Origin of the sequence: Bacillus sp. FDAARGOS_527 (assembly GCF_003812125.1) — a bacterium.
GTDB lineage: Bacteria > Bacillota > Bacilli > Bacillales > Bacillaceae_G > Bacillus_A > Bacillus_A paranthracis.
Window position 1 is genome coordinate 234,293 of record NZ_CP033795.1, and the last position, 17,871, is coordinate 252,163.

Here is a 17,871-nt window from a genome sequence, read left to right on the forward strand (position 1 = left end):
CGTAATGTGATTCGATCTTTTTTTAGTAGTCCACAAAAAATTTAATTAAGCGAGAAAAAGCAATTATGACTGGAGTAGAAAGAAGCAGCATCTAAATAGATGCTGCTTCTTTCTATTCTATTTCTAAATCAACAATTAAGTAAGCAAGTATAACGACGAAAAAAATGCTAACAGATGGCGCTGTTAATACGTGACCGGACATAAAGCCAATGCCAAGTGATAGGATGAGTGTACTAGCTAATAGCATATGTTTTACAGTTATAATTTTCTTAAAGTTTGTGATCATACGGATGAATAGTTTAATACCGAAGTATAGAAGTGGTATTAAGTAAATAAGGAAACCGATAATTCCAAAGGCGAAAAATAGGTCATGGAAGTCCATTTCAATTAATTTAATTTTAACTGTGTAGTTACCAGCGTAACCCATTCCAAAAAGTTTTTGTGAGAGCGGTGCTTCTTTATAGTATTGTTTGTATACTTTTAAGAATTTGTCCCGATCACTATAAATTAAACTCTTCACTTCAGAGTCTGTTAGTTCACCTTTTGCGTGTTTTTTTGCATCCTCTGGATTTTCTTTAATTACTTTTCCTTCTTTTTTATCCTGTTCTTCTTGTACTGATTTTTTGTATTCGTATATTTGCATGTGGATTCCCATATTTTTTGCGATAGGAGTATGCGGTGTAAGAACAATTAAACCTCCTAGTACAACTGCTGCAACGATGGTGTTTACAAGATATGTGAATCCTTTTTTTTCTTTTTTACGGTTTATTATATATTCAATGAACGAGAAGAAAAGTGCTACGCCTAATGTTAGCACAATTGCACCATATCCAACTTTTGTTCCGACCATAATACTTGCATACATCGCAAGTATTGTTGGAATCCAGTAATATATTTTCGAGAAAGAAGTTGTTTTATAAATCGAATATAAGACAACGATTGGGAACATAATCGCGAAGAGAGCACTTAAATCATTTCCAGCAAAGAACCAACCTCTTGAGCCAATTTTTGAGTGAGGATAGCTTGGGAAATCAGTGCCAGTTTGCATTGCGATAATCATTGTGATGCTTAAAATTAAAGTTGCATATAAGAAATATGTAATGATTTTATGAAACACATATTCTTTATTTTTTAGCTCTTTAAAGACGATAATATATCCAAACAGTAGCACAATTGGATATATGCTCTTTAAAATAAATTTAACTTCTTCTCCAAATGAAACTGGAGATTTAACCATCATATTATTTACAAGACCGATTGCCAGTGCAATGCCGAGTAAACATAAATAGAGAATGTACTTTTTCGCGCCTTGTTGTTTATGATGAAGAAGTAGATAACCTAATGCAAGAAGCATAAAGGCGAAACGGACTACGATTCCGACTGTTGCGCTCATGTGTAATATATAGATTGAAAAAGACGTTAATAAATCTAAAATTGGTTGAAACACGATGAATAGCAGTAGGAAATGCGGGAAGTAGTTATCCGTCTGTTTTAACTTAGTAACCATATGTTCCTCCATTTCTTCATTCCTTTATTTCAGCACCCCTCTATATAATAGGAAGGGGAATGAATTTCTATATTTAATTTTTATATCAGACTTAAGAATACACCATTTCATTGTAATGGTAAATAGATGAAGAGCCGGGATAAACCGACTTTAATTTCTATATTTTTCAACGAAATTGTATGTTTTATGCAAAGTGATATACAAATTACGAGATTATTAGACAGAAAATTAAGAAAAAAGAAGGGTTTTTCACATCCTTTCTATAATTATATAAGTATAATCTTTGTGTAGAAAAGAGGGGTATATATAATGGAAGTAACAAGTAAAACAGAATCTGTCATTGTGAAATATGAAGGGCACGTTGCAACGGTTATGGTCAATCGCCCAGAGGTGTTAAATGCATTAGATGAGCCAACGTTAAAAGAGCTATTACAAAAATTGAAAGAAGTAGCGGAGAGTTCTGCACACATTGTTGTGTTATGCGGGAACGGCCGTGGTTTTTCTGCGGGTGGAGATATTAAATCGATGCTTTCAAGTAATGATGAAAGTAAGTTTGATGGTATTATGAATACTATTTCTGAAGTTGTTGTGACTTTATATACGATGCCGAAGCTTGTTATTAGTGCGATTCATGGACCAACTGCTGGTCTTGGATTAAGTATTGCACTAACAGCTGACTATGTGATGGCAGATATATCATCCATTATTGCGATGAACTTTATTGGAATCGCTTTAATTCCAGATGGTGGCGGCCATTTCTTCCTTCAAAAACGCGTCGGTGAAAATATGACGAAGCAAATTATTTGGGAAGGAAAGAAATTATCGGCGAGCGAAGCGCTTGAAATCGGTTTAATTGATGAAGTAATCGGCGAGGATTTCCAAACGGCTGTGAAGCAAAAAATTAGTGAATGGTCACAAAAGCCGATCAAAGCGATGATTCAAACGAAGCAAATTTTATGTGAAGTAAACCGTTCTAATTTAGAACAAACACTGCAGCTTGAAAAACGCGGCCAATATGCGATGAGACAAACAGCGGATCATAAAGAGGGCATCGCTGCATTTTTAGAAAAACGTTTGCCAGCATTTAAAGGAGAATAAAGTGTAGTAATAGTTTTACTAACGGTTAATTTAAGGTAAAGGGGAGAAAGTGCTAACACATTTTAGTATAATTGTGTTAGCACTTTTTTTAGGAGTAATATATGAAGAAAATTATTGGTGTTATCGTTATTATTTTACTTACATATTATGCTTTGCATAGTACACCATCTCTTGCGGTACGGACTGCACTATTCTTTGAAGGGCATCCAATTGTTGCTTTCTCAGGTGAAGTGAAGAAAGAACGGGATGTGAAAAAAGAGGCGATTCCTGATGAGTACCAAACCTTATATGGCGATAAGAAAGAAGAACCAGAGCATTATTTCTTTCCGGCAGTAAGGGCACACGGATCAGGAATTGATATGTTAAGTGCTTGTGTGAAAAAAGAGTGGTTATTTTATAAGGCAGAGCTCGGCTGCTATTAAACATAGGAGGAAATAACAGTAAACAAAAATTTATAAAACACTCTAAAATTTTATAATTACGGGTTGTGTATTTTACAGAATTTAACATACAATATTTTTAGGTGACGAAAATGAAGAATTATATTTCAATTGGGAAAGCTGCAAACATATTAGGTAAAACACAACAAACTTTACGGAATTGGGATAAAGAAGGTGTTTTTATTGCGGATAGAACATATTGAAAAAAACGAAGAATCCGAATTAGTGGAAGATCTTATAGCAATCACAACCTCTTTTTCTGCAAAAATTCATGGGAAAAGAGGAGGTAGAAAATTAGAAAATGCAATAAAATCCGTATTAGAAAAGGGTGAAAAGGATGAAAACAACGCGGACTTGTAAGATCAATTCTATTACAAAAGAACAAATAGAAGATTTAATTTCTTTAATTCGCACCTTCGAAAGTGCAAAACGATATAGTTTTAATCGTTTAATTGAAGGAGAAAACGAGAAAGAATTGATTAAAAAACTACAACTTAAATATTTGTTAAACAAACGCTTTTGTGAAGATGCAGTTTTGCAAGCACAAACCATCCTTTCCTCCCAAAAAGAACTTCTTCCTGTTTACCTAGAAAACAATCAAAAAAAATTAGAAAAAACATTACAAAAAAAAGATGATTATGAAAGTGGCAGGAAAAACCCAAAAAAAGTTTCATTAGAAATGTGTCTAATTGGATTAAGAAAAAGACAACAAAAATTAGAACAAAAAATTGAAATGTATGAAACACATATTAAAAATGGAACATTACCTCCTATTATTTTTGGTGGACGGAAAAATTTCTATGAAAGAATGAAAGATAAGATATCCAATCAAGAATGGAAAGATTTACGTACAAGGCAATTATATTCTCGCGGAGATAAAAGTAAAAAAGGGAATTTGAACATGCGCATTACAGTTGATGATTGTGGGCAAGGATGGTTAGAAATTGCAAATCCATTAGGACGAACAAATGGAAAAACAAAAAGCCCACGAATCAAAGTTCCGATTATCATTCCATATCATTTTTATCATCAAATCACAAATGTCGTTATGGGAAAGCAAATCGGTGTAAATCCAAAAGGAAAACCGATTATAGAGCATCAAAAATATAGTGTAGAAATCATTCGTAAACAAAATGAATTTTATGTAAATATTACGTTTGATGAAACAGAAATAGGTCGTGTACTAGATTTCAAGGAAACACCACAATCAGATGTAATTGCAGGAATTGATGTAAATCCGGACCGCATTGCAGTTAGTTTATGTACAAAACAAGGTAATTTTAAGGGTTCGAAGATTTTTTACTTACACAATCTTGATACATTTTCAACAAACAAACGCACAACAGTAATCGGACAAATCGTACAACAAATCAAAAAATGGTTAATAGAAAACAATGTAGGTGGTATTGTTTTAGAGGATTTGAAATTCCAACAGTCTCATGATACTGATAAATACAGCAATCGTAAATTTCATCAATTTACGTATAAAAAAATGTTGGATAGTTTAATTCGTATGGCTCTTCGTAACGGATTTTCTGTCAAAACAGTAAATCCTGCCTATACAAGTGTGATCGGAAAATTAAAATATAGTAAAAAGTTTGGTATTAGTGTTCACGAAACCGCTGCGTTCACAATCGTAAGACGTGGATTAGGTTTCCAAGAAAGATTACCTAAAGAAGTTGTTCTATTATTAAAAAACAAAATTACAACAAAACTCCGTATTTTTGTCGCTTCAATGGAAGAAAGCGAAAAGGATACGAATACGAAAAAAGTATATAAAAAATGGCTACAAACGATTAAAACATGGAAAGATCATCACAATTGGAAATTGTGGAGTATTCTTCACAAAACTGTTTATATGAACAATCAACAATTATTATTTAAAATTTAAATATAGAAGGGAGGTACTGGTTTATTTCTTATAACCTCTTGCATATTGCTGACTTGGATGAATGGTAGTATGCAAGGACAGATCGTTCCTAACAGGAACCTGCCGTCATTCTTTCACAATAGGTGGATGAAAAGGTCACAAATCTTACGGACAGGAAAAAGGTGAGATTCCTTTTCGGTAGTTGGCATTTGACTTGGTTCGCCAACAATTTATAGATTTTTATAAGAATTTTAAACCAGGATGGATGATGTCAGCATATAACAAGTTAGTAAGAGATCGTGTTCCAGAGAAAATCTTAATGTCTGGAAAAACATATACAGCACAAAAATTAACAGGACAAGCATACATACAAGCTTTAGCGAAAATTGGAACAGAAGAAATTCGTGAATTTGCTTCTATGAAAGAGCGTGAACATGCGCTTGATTCTCTTGCGGATGCACTGGAAGTAATCATATCATTAGCGCGTGCAGAAGGTGCAACAATTGAAGATGTAGAACGTCTTCGTAAGCAGAAAGAGATAGAGCGCGGTGGGTTTGAAAGAGGTATTTACTTGTTGGATGTTTCAGAAGAATAGATTTGTAGGGAAAGCATAGCATTACTCATTAACGCTATGCTTTTTTGTTGCAATTAAGCTAATAATGAAGAAGATAGCTGTTAATACCCAGCCGGTTGTAATAGAAGTAGTAGTATGAACTGCATAAGAAACTTGTAAACAAAGTAATGATGCTAGAAACAAAATGAGTGTAATGTGTACATATTTTTTTGATATATTCATATTGTATAACTCCTTTTATATACTAAAGTGAATTTTACTATAATTTAGAAAATTAAGCTATATGAGTAGAGGATTTATAGTAAATTCGGTATACTAAATAATAGGAAAAATGAGGAGGAAATGACAATGGCACATCATACGAAAGAAACGATGGAATTGATTAAGGAGCTTGTCTCTATTCCAAGTCCATCTGGAAATACAGAGAAAATTATTCGTTTTATTGAAAACTATGTAAGTGAGTGGAATGTAGAAACGAAGCGTAACAATAAAGGTGCTCTTATTTTAACGGTAAAAGGGAAAAATGATGCACAGCATCGTTTATTAACAGCACACGTTGATACGTTAGGTGCGATGGTAAAAGAAATTAAGCCAGATGGTCGTCTCAGTCTTTCTATGATTGGCGGATTTCGCTGGAACTCTGTAGAAGGGGAATATTGTGAAATTGAAACATCAAGTGGTAAGACGTATACAGGAACGATTTTAATGCATCAAACGTCTGTACATGTATATAAAGATGCAGGTGAGGCGAAACGCGATGAGAAAAATATTGAGGTTCGTATTGATGAGCGCGTATTTTCAGCTGATGAAGTACGTAAATTAGGAATTGAAGTAGGAGACTTCGTTTCATTTGATCCACGCGTTCAAATTACAGAGAGTGGGTACATAAAATCACGTCATTTAGATGACAAAGTAAGTGTTGCGATTCTATTAAAATTAATTAAGCGATTACAAGATGAAAACGTAACATTACCATATACAACTCATTTCTTAATTTCTAACAATGAAGAGATTGGATACGGTGGTAACTCTAACATTCCAGAAGAAACGGTTGAATATTTAGCGGTTGATATGGGAGCGCTAGGTGATGGACAAGCATCTGACGAGTATACAGTATCTATTTGTGCAAAAGACTCTAGTGGTCCGTATCATTATGCACTACGTAAACATTTAGTAGAGCTTGCAAAAACGAACAATATTGAATATAAAGTAGACATTTATCCGTACTATGGATCGGATGCATCAGCTGCGATTCGCGCTGGATTTGATGTGAAGCATGCATTAATTGGAGCAGGTATTGATTCTTCTCATGCATTTGAGCGTACACATGAAAGTTCGATTGCTCATACAGAAGCACTTGTTTATGCATATGTATTATCAGAGATGATTGCAGAATAAGAAAAGAAATAGGCTACCTCTAGTAGCCTATTTTTTGTGTGCAGAGAAATCGACTTTATTTAACAAAGAGTAAATTAATTGTAATTTATTTTACAATATTAAGAAATTAGGTTTACTACATAATTCGAGTATTATAAAATAATAGAGGCGCACTAATTTTTTTTGTTCGGATTTGAAGAGATTTATATATTAAGATTACGCGTTATTAAAAGATGATTGTCGAGAGGAGTATTATTTTTTATGAAGTATCGTGCAGTCGCGGCAGGTATTTTAGCCGCAAGTTTATTATCGTCTCCAGTAAGTAGTTTCGCAGTAGCGAAGAAGTTTTCGGATGTCCCTTCATGGGCGCAACAATCAGTTGATTATTTAGTAGGAAAAAAGGCGCTTGATGGAAAGCCAGATGGAACGTTTTCTCCATCTGAAGCAGTAGATAGAGGGTCAGCTGCAAAAATTTTAGCAGTCGTTCTTGGTTTACCAATTGATCCAAAAGCAAAGCCATCTTTTAAAGATGCACAAAACCATTGGGCAGCTCCGTACATTGCTGCAGTGGAAAAAGCAGGTGTAATTAGTGGAGATGGTACTGGTAAATTTAATCCATCAAGCCAAATTAACCGTGCATCTATGGCATCTATGTTAGTACAAGCATACTCATTAGATAAGAAAATTATTGGAGAACTTCCAACACAGTTTAAAGATTTGGAACCTCATTGGGGTAAGAAACAAGCTAATATTTTAGTAGCTTTAGAGATTTCTAAAGGTACGGGAAATGGCTGGGAGCCTGAAGGAACTGTAACTCGTGCAGAAGCAGCTCAGTTTATTGCGATGGCTGATCAAAATAAAACAGATACATCAAAAAGAATGTATATGAACAGAAACTTTATTACATATCATCAACCATCATTATCATCTGGTATTACTGATGTTCAGCATAAGCCACAAATGGTTGTAGTGAAAGAACAAAGAGCAGACGGCTGGTTAAAAATTGTAACAAGTAAAGGTGAGAAGTGGACACCTCTAACAGAAAAAACAGAAACAATTAACCAAGACTTTACTGCATATGAATTAGCTTCACATAGTTCTAAAGTGCTAGGTACATATAATGCACAAACAGTAACGATTATGGAAGAGAGTGGAAGCTGGATTCGTATCCGCGTAGGCGCTGGTTTCCAGTGGGTTGATAAAAATCAATTAAACCCAGTAAAACAAGAGAACTTCTTAGAAGGTAAAGCGATTATTATTGATCCAGGTCACGGTGGAATTGACTCGGGTAATGTTGGTTATTATGAGAAAGAAAGTGAAACTGTATTAGATGTATCATTACGATTAAAGAAAATCTTTGAGCAAAAAGCACCATTTACTGTTATGTTCACTCGTACAGATAATACACGTCCAGGAGTAAACTCAACAGATTCATTGAAAAAACGAGTAGAGTTTGCACAGGAACATAATGGAGATATTTTTGTAAGTATCCATGCTAATGGCTCTCAATATAAAAATGGACAAGGTACAGAAACATTATATTATCAGTCAGCAAGAGCAAAAGTAACGAATCCGCATGTAGAAGACAGTAAGTTATTAGCACAAAAAATTCAAGACCGTCTTGTAGCAGCACTTGGAACAAAAGATCGTGGTGTGAAACATCAGGACTTATACGTAACTAGAGAAAATACAATGCCAGCTGTATTAACAGAATTAGCATTTGTAGATAATAAGAGTGATGCAGATAAAATTGCTACACCAAAACAGAGACAAGCTGCAGCAGAAGCGATTTATCAAGGTATTTTAGATTATTACGAAGCAAAAGGTAATAACGTATCTTCTTTCCGTTAATAAATAAAAAGAGATTGCCAATTGGCAGTCTCTTTTATTTATTAACGTTTCTCTTTATTTCAGGCATGTGATATCATTTAATTTTATACGAAAAAGTATTGTAATTATAACGATATAGAGGATGATAATAGATTGAATAATCATAGTAAAACACCTGCATGTATATATACGTATGCATTTCGCGAGGAGGAGCGTGCTTTATGTTACTTGGAAATGCGCTCGTTCTTTGGAATGGAGTCTCACGTTAATATTTTGAAAAGTGATGTCAAAATTGACCCGAGTAGAAGTCCTTTTATGAAAGAGCGCGTTGAGGTTATGTATGAAGGAGACAACTTAGAAAGTATTCTAAAACAAGTGGAACAAATTGATTTGGCGGGAGCGTCGTTTAAAGTTATTTTCGTTAAAATCAATGACCTCATTGGAGAAAATAAAATTGAATATGGAGAAAGACGTCTCATTGAACGAGACCTCGGCATGCATATTGAAGGAGAAGCGGATGTTCGTAATCCAGAGCGTGTATTCGGGATTGTTCCTCTTGGAGGACGTTGGTATTTCGGACACTATGTAGAAAGTGAGCCAGTTTGGTATCATCACATAAAAAAACCGCATAGTTATTCGACATCTCTTAGCACACGTGTTGCGAGATCAGTTGCAAATATCGCTGTACCAAATCCAGATGGAGTACGAGCAATTGACCCGTGCTGCGGCATTGGAACAGTAGTAGTAGAAGCACTTTCTATGGGGATTAACATCGTTGGTAGAGATATAAATCCACTTGTAGTGCTTGGAACGAGAAAAAACATCGCACATTTCGGGTTTGAAGGAACAGTAACAAAAGGCCCAATCGAGGAAATTACTGAGAACTACGACGTTGCAATTATTGATATGCCATATGACCTATTTACGCACGCAACACCAGAAGATCAATTCTCCATTCTTTCAAGCGCGCGCCGCATTGCTAAAAAGGTAGTCGTTGTCACAATGGAAACGATGGACGACATGATCCATGAAGCAGGATTTGAAATTACAGATCGCTGCATTACAAGAAAAGGATCATTTACTAGACAAATTCTTGTTTGTGAATAAGAAAGGAAGGTCACCCGTTTGGGTGACCTTTTTTGCTTTGTATGAATGTGTGATTGGTTGGTGGAATGGAGGAGTGGTTTGACGAAATTTGTCGGTAAGTCGATATTCCATGTCGAATCGTCGATATATTTAAAAAATCGCCGATATATTGTGTGGAATCGCTGATAAATTTAAAAAATCGCTGATATATTCTAAGAATCGCCGATATCGTTACATTAGAATATTACTGTTCTTTTAATTTCTCTTGCTGTGCAAGTAATAAATTGCGTAAGACGTGTCCGCGGTAACTTTCTAGTTTTCTTCCTTCATGATAGCGAACACCTAATTTTTTTAGTTCAGCTACGTACCAGCCTTTTGTTCCGTAATACATGGGATCACTTCCTTTTTGCTTTTGAACAGTATATGTTGGGGATGGAAGTAACTTTCCATTGAAAATAATAAGCCTGGCTGTATCGAGTGGTTCCATAAAATAGCTTCTGGATCGTGTATAAAAAAATAGACAGTACTGTATGCTTTTTTAAACAATGTATACAAATTCATACCCTATGCGTTGGCATGATATTTGCAATGAAAAGAGTATCAACATATAGGGGAGAGATAGAAATGAAGGTTAGTAAAGTGTATACGACGATTGATGCTCACGTAGCTGGAGAACCGCTTCGAATTATTACAGGCGGTGTGCCGGAAATAAAGGGAGAAACGCAGCTAGAAAGACGTGCATACTGCATGGAACATTTGGATCATCTTCGCGAGATTCTTATGTATGAACCGAGAGGACATCACGGCATGTACGGTTGTATCATTACACCGCCAGCAAGTGCACACGCTGATTTTGGAGTATTATTTATGCACAATGAAGGCTGGAGCACGATGTGTGGTCATGGCATTATTGCTGTTATTACAGTAGGAATTGAAACAGGCATGTTTGAAGTGACAGGTGAGAAACAAAAGTTCATTATTGATAGCCCTGCTGGGGAAGTCATTGCGTACGCAACATATAGGGGGAGTGAAGTAGAGTCCGTATCATTTGAAAATGTTCCTTCATTTGTATACAAAAAAGACGTTCCTATTAAAATAGATGACTATGAATTTCAAGTAGATATCGCGTTTGGCGGAGCATTCTACGCTGTTGTGGATAGTAAAGAATTTGGTTTGAAAGTTGATTTCAAAGACTTAGCTGCTATTCAAACGTGGGGCGGTAAAATTAAGCACTACATCGAGAGCAAAATGGAAGTAAAGCATCCACTTGAAGAAGGGTTAAAAGGAATATACGGCGTTATTTTCTCAGATGAACCGAAAGGGGAAGACGCAACGTTACGAAATGTAACAATCTTCGCTGATGGGCAAGTAGACCGTTCTCCTTGCGGCACAGGAACTTCCGCAAGAATCGCAACTCTTTTTGCAAAAGATGCCCTGCAAAAGGGAGAAATTTTCGTCCACGAATGTATTACTGACGGGAAATTCGAAGGGGAAGTATTGTCGGTAACAGCGGTACATACATATGAAGCTGTCGTTCCGAAAGTAACGGGGAATGCATTTATTACAGGATTTCATCAGTTCGTTATAGACCCGAGAGATGATTTGAATCGGGGATTTTTGTTAGGATAAGAGGAGGAGGTGGAAATATATGCTAGTTATAAGCGCGAACGAACAACGAAACTTAGTAAATATGAATGAAGTCATTGCATACGCGGCGCTTGCTTTACAAGAATTTTCCGCAGAAAGAACGATCACACCAATACGTATTTCACTACCATTTGCGAATGAGAAAAATACGGCATTAATTATGCCTTCAGTAGCGGAAGGACTTGAAGCACTTGGTCTAAAAGTAGTAACAGTAGTCCCGCAGAACAAAAAGATAGGAAAGAAAACGATAAATGGGATTGTAATGCTATCAGACTTTCAAACGGGAGAACCGCTCGCACTTTTAGAAGGATCCTACTTAACGATGATTCGAACAGGCGCCTTATCCGGAGTAGCGACAAAACATCTAGCTCGTCATAACGCAAAAACTTTATGTATTATCGGGACAGGAGAACAAGCGAAGGGAATTGCCGAAGCAGTATGTGCGGTTAGAGATATTGAAAAAGTCATTTTATACAATCGAACAGAAGAAAAAGCGTATGCATTTGCGCAATATATACAAGAGAAATTCAATACACCTGCTTATGTTAAAACAAATGCAAATGAAGCAATAAGCGAAGCAGACATCATCGTCACAACTACGAACGCATCCACACCAGTCTTCTCAGAAAAACTACAAAAAGGCGTCCATTTAAACGCCGTCGGCTCATTCAGGCCGAACATGCAAGAACTACCATCTCACGCCATTGCTAACGCAACGAAAGTAGTAGTTGAATCAAAAGAGGCAGCATTAGAAGAAACAGGAGACCTTCAAGTCCCGATACAGGAAGGTTTATTTGAAGCAAGCGACATCCACGCTGAACTTGGTCAAATTATAAGCGGAGAAAAAGCTGGTAGGGAGAACAATGAGGAGATTACTGTTTTCAAATCGGTTGGTTTGGCGGTAGTGGATATAATTGTGGCGAAGTATTTGTATGAGAGAGCGGTGGAGCGCGGAGTTGGGAGTAGGATTGAGTTTTGAGGGAGACTGCCTTTTTGGTGGTCTTTTTTGTTGATAGGGTTGGTGCTTGGGTGGGATTGGTTGCTAGTTTGGAAGGTAGTTTTTGCGAAATTTGTCGGTAAGTCGATATGCTGTAGCCACGATCTTCTGGATCTGCCACATGTTTATGAATCTCATCTAATATCTTTTGGATTAGCTCTTCACGAGAGGGCGCAAAACAACTACATCAATGCTCGATGAATCTCCATATATAAGATTTTCGCTTTTTTGTAGTTCCTTCCGAATCTATATATGATTCAAATCCGAATAATACATAGTCCTTCTTAATTTTTGTATTAGAAAATAATATTGTACAAGTAGTTATATATTCATTTTCCTTGCATATTTTTAAATGATATGGAATAAAGGGGGATATGAAAAATGTATATTTTGAATGATATAAATCTTGAAGAAGATACACTTTTAGAATCTTATCCAGTTTGTATGAAGGATAAATATAATGGAGAGATCTCTTGTATGGGTATATTAGTGAAAAGGGAAATAGAAAATCATCATTCAAAATTGGAAGGTACACACTATTATCAATTTGTCTATTTTTATGGAAAAAGCCCTATTAATTTTTCTAAATCAGACTATAAGGAATTGCAAGAAAGAGTCTGCTTTGATATGAATATCGAAATGGTTGCGGATTTTCGATATTCTTTTAGTGAATATAGTTCATCTCCAGGATTGAGTACATCAATTAAAAATAAGAACTCTTTATCGGACATATTAGGGAATGATATTATGCAGGTTAGCTATGAATACCGCATTTAGGAGATGTTCCTCTTAGTACCTGTAAAAACTAAACAGCTTAAAAGTTAAGATTAGAAAGCGCTTATAATGGGTGGTTGAGTCTGTTCATATGGGAAGGATGAACTATAAGAAAGCAGCCGACTTTTATATAAAAGTCGGCAATTTTTCTTTCTATTTAATCTTTAAAAGATATGTTTTAACGGTATAGGTGATTTATGCCAAAAGTCCCCTGGAAATTAGGGTGCTTTAGTTATATATATTTATGGTAGTATCTAATTAGAGAAATGTATTTGTTAAGAGAGATACTTTAAGAAAATAAATTAATTCTATTCAGAGAGGGATAATTATGGGGATATTCAATACAATCAAGAAGTTATTTTCTAATCCGGCTGTTAAGGAACCTAATAATGGTCCAATGGTAAATTTAGAGCGTCATTTAGGTGATATTAAACAAAATAAATATTATGATTTTATTGATAAGGATACAATTCGACCAATATCAACGATTCTATTACAAACGGATAGCAAGCAAACATGGGATTCGTTCTTTTCTGTAGCCAAGAAAAATCCTAAATTAATAAATTTTGAAACCAGGTCTCGTAGGAAATTTCGTCATCTTTATCATAATCAAGATTTACTTGTTGTCGAAGCGGCAGGAACTATTGAAATGATTACTAAAGAGCAAGTACAACAAATCAATTTAAAAGAAACAGCATTAGAAAAAATGCATCCTGTTGCTGTGAATCACATGGGTGCTCTGCTTCACGATAAAGAAAAGGTTGCTTTTGTACATTATAAGAATAAGCAAGCTATTGTATATGAGTTTCAATGGCAACCTTTTAGATTTGCGATAGGTAATGATTTTTGGCTAGTGGGAACCCGGGAAACATATGACGGTCCAGGTAAGCTCTATTGTTTTGACTTTAATGGAGATCTAAAATGGGGAATTGCTTTTAAAGAAACACTCTCTACGATGTTTGGTGAGCTTAGTTTTATGCCTTATTTACTTGAGGTGTCAGCGGATTCAACCGATATTTTTGTCTCGAGTATGGATAGATTGTATAGATTGGACAATAACGGTAATTTAAAAGCTAGAATTGCTATTTCTGAACTGAAAGAAAAAGAATTACAACAAAAACAAGAAGAACTTCAACGTGAATTATCTGCCCCGCCAAAAACTGAAGAAGAAGCAATAAGTATGTTTGCTAAACAATTAGCAGCTCAATTTTCTATGGGATTTGAGAGAATGAGTTTTAATTCGCCATTCGCTGGTTTCGCACATGATCACAAAACTGACATGGTGTTCATTTTAGAAGAGAAGGGGCGAGTTTCTGCCTGGGATAGTAGTGGGAGGCTCAAATGGATTAATGCATTTAAAAATGAAGGTAGATATATTTGTTGGATAGAGAATAAATTGGTTGTCTCTTTTCAATCTGGAGAAACTTTCTGGTTAAACAGAGAAGGGAAGTTTATTTATGGCGCGCAGCTACCAAAACAAGCCACTACTATTCAATTGATTCCTAATCAAGAAAAATATTTAGTTGTGTGTGAAGATAATCGATTATATGAACTACACAAAGACACTGGAAATCTCATAAAAGGTTCAGAAGGGCATCCTGGAATGAAATTATTCATTTTATCTGGTCAAAATGTATTTTTTGATGGAGGGATTCATAATCAAGGATACTTTTGGTTAGCTCCTGAAAATCACCAATGGCAACATTTTGAGGCTAAAACCTTTACAGATGTAGAAAAGATTGATGTTCAAAGTGAGGTGGCACCTGAGATTACTGTGACTAAGCGGTTCTCAGGAAGATGGGAGATAAAGAGTAAAAAAGAGTGGTTTGGTAGTCGGGTTATTGACATGAAAAATCAAAGGGTCTACGTGGTTGAGGAAGGACCGCAGAAATCAATTAATGAATTAGCAAAGTTATCTGATAAACAAAGAGAAAAAGACCGTTTGAGCCATAAATTAGTATGTTATGACCTTGGTGAAAATGTTATTTGGGAAAATCATATATATTCATCTATGCGGTCGCTATTCTTATCTTTAGATGGAGAGGTTTTGTTTACAAGTATACCTTCAGGATCAGAAATTACTTATCTTCCTGGGCATATTGTTACCTATTCAAAAGATGGTCAACAACTTGATAAATTCAAAGTGGATGCTCATGGATTTAATCTGGATTTTATTTCCGAGGACAGGGCTATTGTTCATTTTGCTTCTGATAGAGGGGAGAAGTCTGTTTCTGGTATATTCGAAATCGACGGCAAAGGAAAATGGAGACTAAAAATAAATGAATCCGATGTTGAAAGTGAAAAACGGAATGTGTTCGGCGCAGGATTAAACGATGTAAGTTTACCTAACTTCAGATTAAAAAGAACAGATAAGAAAAAATATGAATTGGAAAGTCGAAATAGTAAAATAGAATTAAAGTTTTCGGCGGCTATTTATGAAGCTTATGAAACAATGGAACATAATTTGGTATTGCGAATAGGAACAAGATTGTTATCGTTCTATAACACGGATTTAGAGAAAATCCTTGAAGTTAAAGAACAAGAAAGTATTCAATCTGTTACATTGGGATCGAGTAGCTTAGTGGTTGTCACAAAAGCAGAAGTAAAAGGTTACAATTATCAAGGTGAAGTCTTATGGAGGTATAGCGCTCTTCCGAAAGCGTTCGAATCAAGGGTATTATGGATTCCGAGTAAGAACATTTATCTATGGATAGTATCAAATAATTTGGAAACAATAGTCGCGGCTATACATGAGAATGGGAACGTGTTAAAAAGTCATTCGTTTAACAAGAATAGTTATCATCATTCTATCTTGGTCTATCCTGAAGAGTGTTGTTTTGTAGCTCAGACAAATGAAATTATTCAAGGATATAGTATTTAATAATTATTATGGAACATTTACGTGAGTAGACGGGAAGAGGGGGGATTTTTTGGCAATCACTACGCATTACAAATGTAATGCAAAAGCTAGTGTTAGGGCATTCACAAGTAGTTGTTGAACTCCTTCGCAAGGGAGAGCTTGAATGATAAGAAAGCAGCCGACTTTTATACAAAGAGTCGGCTGTTTTTCTGTTTATTTAATACTCTAAAGATATACATCTTAAAGAATATAAGATATTTATGTTCAGAACGCCTTGGTAATTGATTAGAGAAATGAGTTTGGAAAATAGATTAATTTTAGTTAGAGAAGAAGAACTTAGAAAAAAATCTAATCATATTATTGATTTTAATATATATCAGTATTTGATTCTATTGGAGTTATTTTTGTTTGTCCCTTATTTTCAAATTGGAGAATAAGGGACAAAGTTTTATGAAGGAGTAAATTTAGACACCAAGAGTATGCAGCTTTTTTACCATTCTCGCCATTCTTCTGTGATGTCTTCTTCGGATTCTAAGCCAGCTATTTGTGCTGCTGTATCGATAAAATCATAGAGATCTTCTCTTGCCATTGTTTCGATAAAGTTGTCATGTTCGACGTTTAATTCATTTATGTTAATAACGACCTCTTGGACGACTTGCATTATTTCGACTTCGGTTGGGTTGTTTCCTAATTTTTGTAAATTGTTGATGTAAGTGTCAAGAACCTTATTTGTTGCACTTATATTTTCTTCAGTGAAAAATTCCCCATCTTCATCATACTCAACCCATGAGGTTGTTGGTTTGTTCTTTTTCAATTCATCAAATGTCATGATAACCTCCTAAATGTGTTTTTTATCTTTAATCTCATTCTACATTTTCGATCATATATAACAACCATTTTAGAGGGGATTTTTTTGTAGATTGGTAGTTTCTACGGAATTTGTCGGTAAGTCGATATGTTGTGCCGAAACGTTGATATAATCGGAGTGGTGTTCGATATAATTGTAAGGTTTTTTTTGTCGCCCATTACATACATTGTTCTTTAAACATTTCGTTGTACTATCTTTTGATTTGAAATAGCTCTTTATATAAATTAATGTTATTGGATTGATTGAAAACTTAAGTTGTTTATCGGAGGAAGAGAAAAGAGAGGGGAAATTATTGTAATGTTCTTGAACAAGATACAAAATATAGAATAGTAGTTAAGTTTATGCTCCAATTACTACAAAGTGCAAATATTAAGGTGCTTTCTAGGAGGGATATTGCAAATGGATAGATGGAAAAAGTTTTCGATGATTGTAGTTAGTATCGTGGTATTTGGTATATTTATAGGATATATGGTAGGAATGTTTTTCAATCCTGGAAGTGAAAATAAGCAAATACAAGAGAGAACAGTTGATGCCAAAGGTGAGGAAATTGACGATTTGGTCAACTCTGAGGGTGTCATAATCGACTCTATGCACAAAATGTTGCATCAAAAAGTAATAGCTGATAAAAAGATTGGTTTTATCGTAATGTCCCCTGAGAATATTAAAAAGCTTCGTCACTTGTTAGATCAAAGCGATAAAATAATTGAAAAAGAAAAATATGTTGTGATTTTAAATCGTTGGGAAAAAGGTGATTTTTCTCAAGCGGTTGAGGAACATAATTATATGTGGGAGCAAGCAGGTGGAGAAAGTACGGGAAAAGCAAAAAGATTAGCTACTCCAAAAGAAGAAACAGCATATCTCAAAGAACAAAGCAAAAAAGAAGGTTCTAGTACAAAAATAGAATAAAGGGTAATAAAGTGTATAGATTCCTAATGGAATTGTA

19 protein-coding genes and 1 pseudogene are annotated in these 17,871 nt (G+C 35.1%); 16 read left to right on the forward strand and 4 right to left on the reverse strand.

The window, feature by feature from the left end:
• Positions 1–112: 112 nt before the first annotated feature.
• Positions 113–1,507, reverse strand: a complete 1,395-nt coding sequence (locus EGX95_RS03470; protein WP_000256699.1) for an O-antigen ligase family protein — start codon at positions 1,505–1,507, stop codon at positions 113–115.
• A gap of 309 nt (positions 1,508–1,816) precedes the next feature.
• On the opposite strand from EGX95_RS03470, the gene EGX95_RS03475 reads away from it, so the two are divergent.
• From EGX95_RS03475 to EGX95_RS03500, 6 genes are all read left to right on the forward strand, one after another.
• Entirely contained in the window at positions 1,817–2,605 is a 789-nt protein-coding gene (locus EGX95_RS03475; RefSeq protein ID WP_000454172.1) for an enoyl-CoA hydratase, read from the forward strand.
• Positions 2,606–2,706: 101 nt separating this feature from the next.
• Positions 2,707–3,027: a hypothetical protein gene (locus EGX95_RS03480; RefSeq protein WP_000720156.1), complete on the forward strand. Its 321-nt coding sequence runs from the start codon at positions 2,707–2,709 to the stop codon at positions 3,025–3,027.
• A gap of 110 nt (positions 3,028–3,137) precedes the next feature.
• Positions 3,138–3,248, forward strand: a complete 111-nt coding sequence (locus tag EGX95_RS03485) for a MerR family transcriptional regulator (RefSeq protein WP_000800785.1) — start codon at positions 3,138–3,140, stop codon at positions 3,246–3,248.
• Complete coding sequence (locus tag EGX95_RS03490; protein ID WP_226805553.1) at positions 3,220–3,405, forward strand: resolvase; 186 nt, start codon at positions 3,220–3,222, stop codon at positions 3,403–3,405. Before EGX95_RS03485 ends, EGX95_RS03490 begins: the two co-directional genes overlap by 29 nt.
• Positions 3,383–4,936: an IS200/IS605 family accessory protein TnpB-related protein gene (locus EGX95_RS03495; RefSeq protein ID WP_000859055.1), complete on the forward strand. Its 1,554-nt coding sequence runs from the start codon at positions 3,383–3,385 to the stop codon at positions 4,934–4,936. Before EGX95_RS03490 ends, EGX95_RS03495 begins: the two co-directional genes overlap by 23 nt.
• Positions 4,937–5,183: 247 nt before the next feature.
• Positions 5,184–5,510, forward strand: coding sequence for a nucleoside triphosphate pyrophosphohydrolase (locus EGX95_RS03500; RefSeq protein ID WP_001277353.1), 327 nt, complete (start codon positions 5,184–5,186; stop codon positions 5,508–5,510).
• Between the two features lie 21 nt (positions 5,511–5,531).
• Here the strand turns inward: EGX95_RS03500 and EGX95_RS03505 are convergent, their stop codons facing one another.
• Positions 5,532–5,711 carry a hypothetical protein gene (locus EGX95_RS03505; protein WP_001027104.1) on the reverse strand — a complete coding sequence of 60 codons (180 nt, stop codon included), beginning with the start codon at positions 5,709–5,711 and terminating at the stop codon, positions 5,532–5,534.
• A 126-nt stretch (positions 5,712–5,837) separates the two neighbouring features.
• Between EGX95_RS03505 and EGX95_RS03510 the strand changes: the two genes are divergently transcribed.
• From EGX95_RS03510 to EGX95_RS03520, 3 genes are all read left to right on the forward strand, one after another.
• A complete protein-coding gene (locus EGX95_RS03510; protein ID WP_000930098.1) occupies positions 5,838–6,887 on the forward strand; it encodes a M42 family metallopeptidase in 1,050 nt (349 codons plus the stop codon).
• Positions 6,888–7,127: 240 nt separating this feature from the next.
• Positions 7,128–8,717, forward strand: a complete 1,590-nt coding sequence (locus tag EGX95_RS03515; RefSeq protein WP_000877275.1) for an N-acetylmuramoyl-L-alanine amidase — start codon at positions 7,128–7,130, stop codon at positions 8,715–8,717.
• A 132-nt stretch (positions 8,718–8,849) separates the two neighbouring features.
• Entirely contained in the window at positions 8,850–9,803 is a 954-nt protein-coding gene (locus EGX95_RS03520; RefSeq protein WP_001059325.1) for a TRM11 family SAM-dependent methyltransferase, read from the forward strand.
• 223 nt (positions 9,804–10,026) lie between these two features.
• On the opposite strand, the gene EGX95_RS03525 is transcribed toward EGX95_RS03520, so the two are convergent.
• On the reverse strand, positions 10,027–10,269 hold the full coding sequence (locus EGX95_RS03525; protein ID WP_000433494.1) for a YflJ family protein: 243 nt from the start codon (positions 10,267–10,269) through the stop codon (positions 10,027–10,029).
• Positions 10,270–10,406: 137 nt separating this feature from the next.
• Here EGX95_RS03525 and EGX95_RS03530 point away from each other — a divergent pair, with 137 nt between their 5' ends.
• From EGX95_RS03530 to EGX95_RS30180, 6 genes and pseudogenes are all read left to right on the forward strand, one after another.
• Positions 10,407–11,411 (forward strand): proline racemase family protein, encoded by a 1,005-nt coding sequence (locus tag EGX95_RS03530; RefSeq protein WP_000868751.1) that lies wholly within the window; start codon positions 10,407–10,409, stop codon positions 11,409–11,411.
• Between the two features lie 19 nt (positions 11,412–11,430).
• The gene (locus EGX95_RS03535) at positions 11,431–12,408 is read left to right on the forward strand and encodes an ornithine cyclodeaminase family protein (RefSeq protein ID WP_000960297.1); all 978 of its coding nucleotides are present in this window, start codon (positions 11,431–11,433) and stop codon (positions 12,406–12,408) included.
• Positions 12,409–12,807: 399 nt separating this feature from the next.
• Positions 12,808–13,203: a hypothetical protein gene (locus tag EGX95_RS03540; RefSeq protein WP_000275657.1), complete on the forward strand. Its 396-nt coding sequence runs from the start codon at positions 12,808–12,810 to the stop codon at positions 13,201–13,203.
• A 325-nt stretch (positions 13,204–13,528) separates the two neighbouring features.
• Positions 13,529–16,081, forward strand: a complete 2,553-nt coding sequence (locus EGX95_RS03545; RefSeq protein WP_000510862.1) for a hypothetical protein — start codon at positions 13,529–13,531, stop codon at positions 16,079–16,081.
• 65 nt (positions 16,082–16,146) lie between these two features.
• A pseudogene (locus EGX95_RS31105) lies at positions 16,147–16,227 on the forward strand (hypothetical protein); the annotation flags it as partial.
• 114 nt (positions 16,228–16,341) lie between these two features.
• A complete protein-coding gene (locus EGX95_RS30180; RefSeq protein WP_188235403.1) occupies positions 16,342–16,497 on the forward strand; it encodes a hypothetical protein in 156 nt (51 codons plus the stop codon).
• Between the two features lie 53 nt (positions 16,498–16,550).
• On the opposite strand, the gene EGX95_RS03550 is transcribed toward EGX95_RS30180, so the two are convergent.
• Positions 16,551–16,889, reverse strand: a complete 339-nt coding sequence (locus EGX95_RS03550; RefSeq protein WP_000141774.1) for a hypothetical protein — start codon at positions 16,887–16,889, stop codon at positions 16,551–16,553.
• A 438-nt stretch (positions 16,890–17,327) separates the two neighbouring features.
• Between EGX95_RS03550 and EGX95_RS03555 the strand changes: the two genes are divergently transcribed.
• A complete protein-coding gene (locus EGX95_RS03555) occupies positions 17,328–17,834 on the forward strand; it encodes a PRK06770 family protein (protein ID WP_000376387.1) in 507 nt (168 codons plus the stop codon).
• Positions 17,835–17,871 lie beyond the last annotated feature (37 nt).

Coding starts and splice junctions, on each gene's coding strand:
- EGX95_RS03470 (WP_000256699.1), bottom strand. CDS start 1,507: ATGGTTACTAAGTTAAAACAGACGGATAACTACTTCCCGCATTTCCTA.
- EGX95_RS03475 (WP_000454172.1), top strand. CDS start 1,817: ATGGAAGTAACAAGTAAAACAGAATCTGTCATTGTGAAATATGAAGGG.
- EGX95_RS03480 (WP_000720156.1), top strand. CDS start 2,707: ATGAAGAAAATTATTGGTGTTATCGTTATTATTTTACTTACATATTAT.
- EGX95_RS03485 (WP_000800785.1), top strand. CDS start 3,138: ATGAAGAATTATATTTCAATTGGGAAAGCTGCAAACATATTAGGTAAA.
- EGX95_RS03495 (WP_000859055.1), top strand. CDS start 3,383: ATGAAAACAACGCGGACTTGTAAGATCAATTCTATTACAAAAGAACAA.
- EGX95_RS03500 (WP_001277353.1), top strand. CDS start 5,184: ATGTCAGCATATAACAAGTTAGTAAGAGATCGTGTTCCAGAGAAAATC.
- EGX95_RS03505 (WP_001027104.1), bottom strand. CDS start 5,711: ATGAATATATCAAAAAAATATGTACACATTACACTCATTTTGTTTCTA.
- EGX95_RS03510 (WP_000930098.1), top strand. CDS start 5,838: ATGGCACATCATACGAAAGAAACGATGGAATTGATTAAGGAGCTTGTC.
- EGX95_RS03515 (WP_000877275.1), top strand. CDS start 7,128: ATGAAGTATCGTGCAGTCGCGGCAGGTATTTTAGCCGCAAGTTTATTA.
- EGX95_RS03525 (WP_000433494.1), bottom strand. CDS start 10,269: ATGGAACCACTCGATACAGCCAGGCTTATTATTTTCAATGGAAAGTTA.
- EGX95_RS03530 (WP_000868751.1), top strand. CDS start 10,407: ATGAAGGTTAGTAAAGTGTATACGACGATTGATGCTCACGTAGCTGGA.
- EGX95_RS03535 (WP_000960297.1), top strand. CDS start 11,431: ATGCTAGTTATAAGCGCGAACGAACAACGAAACTTAGTAAATATGAAT.
- EGX95_RS03540 (WP_000275657.1), top strand. CDS start 12,808: ATGTATATTTTGAATGATATAAATCTTGAAGAAGATACACTTTTAGAA.
- EGX95_RS03545 (WP_000510862.1), top strand. CDS start 13,529: ATGGGGATATTCAATACAATCAAGAAGTTATTTTCTAATCCGGCTGTT.
- EGX95_RS03550 (WP_000141774.1), bottom strand. CDS start 16,889: ATGACATTTGATGAATTGAAAAAGAACAAACCAACAACCTCATGGGTT.
- EGX95_RS03555 (WP_000376387.1), top strand. CDS start 17,328: ATGGATAGATGGAAAAAGTTTTCGATGATTGTAGTTAGTATCGTGGTA.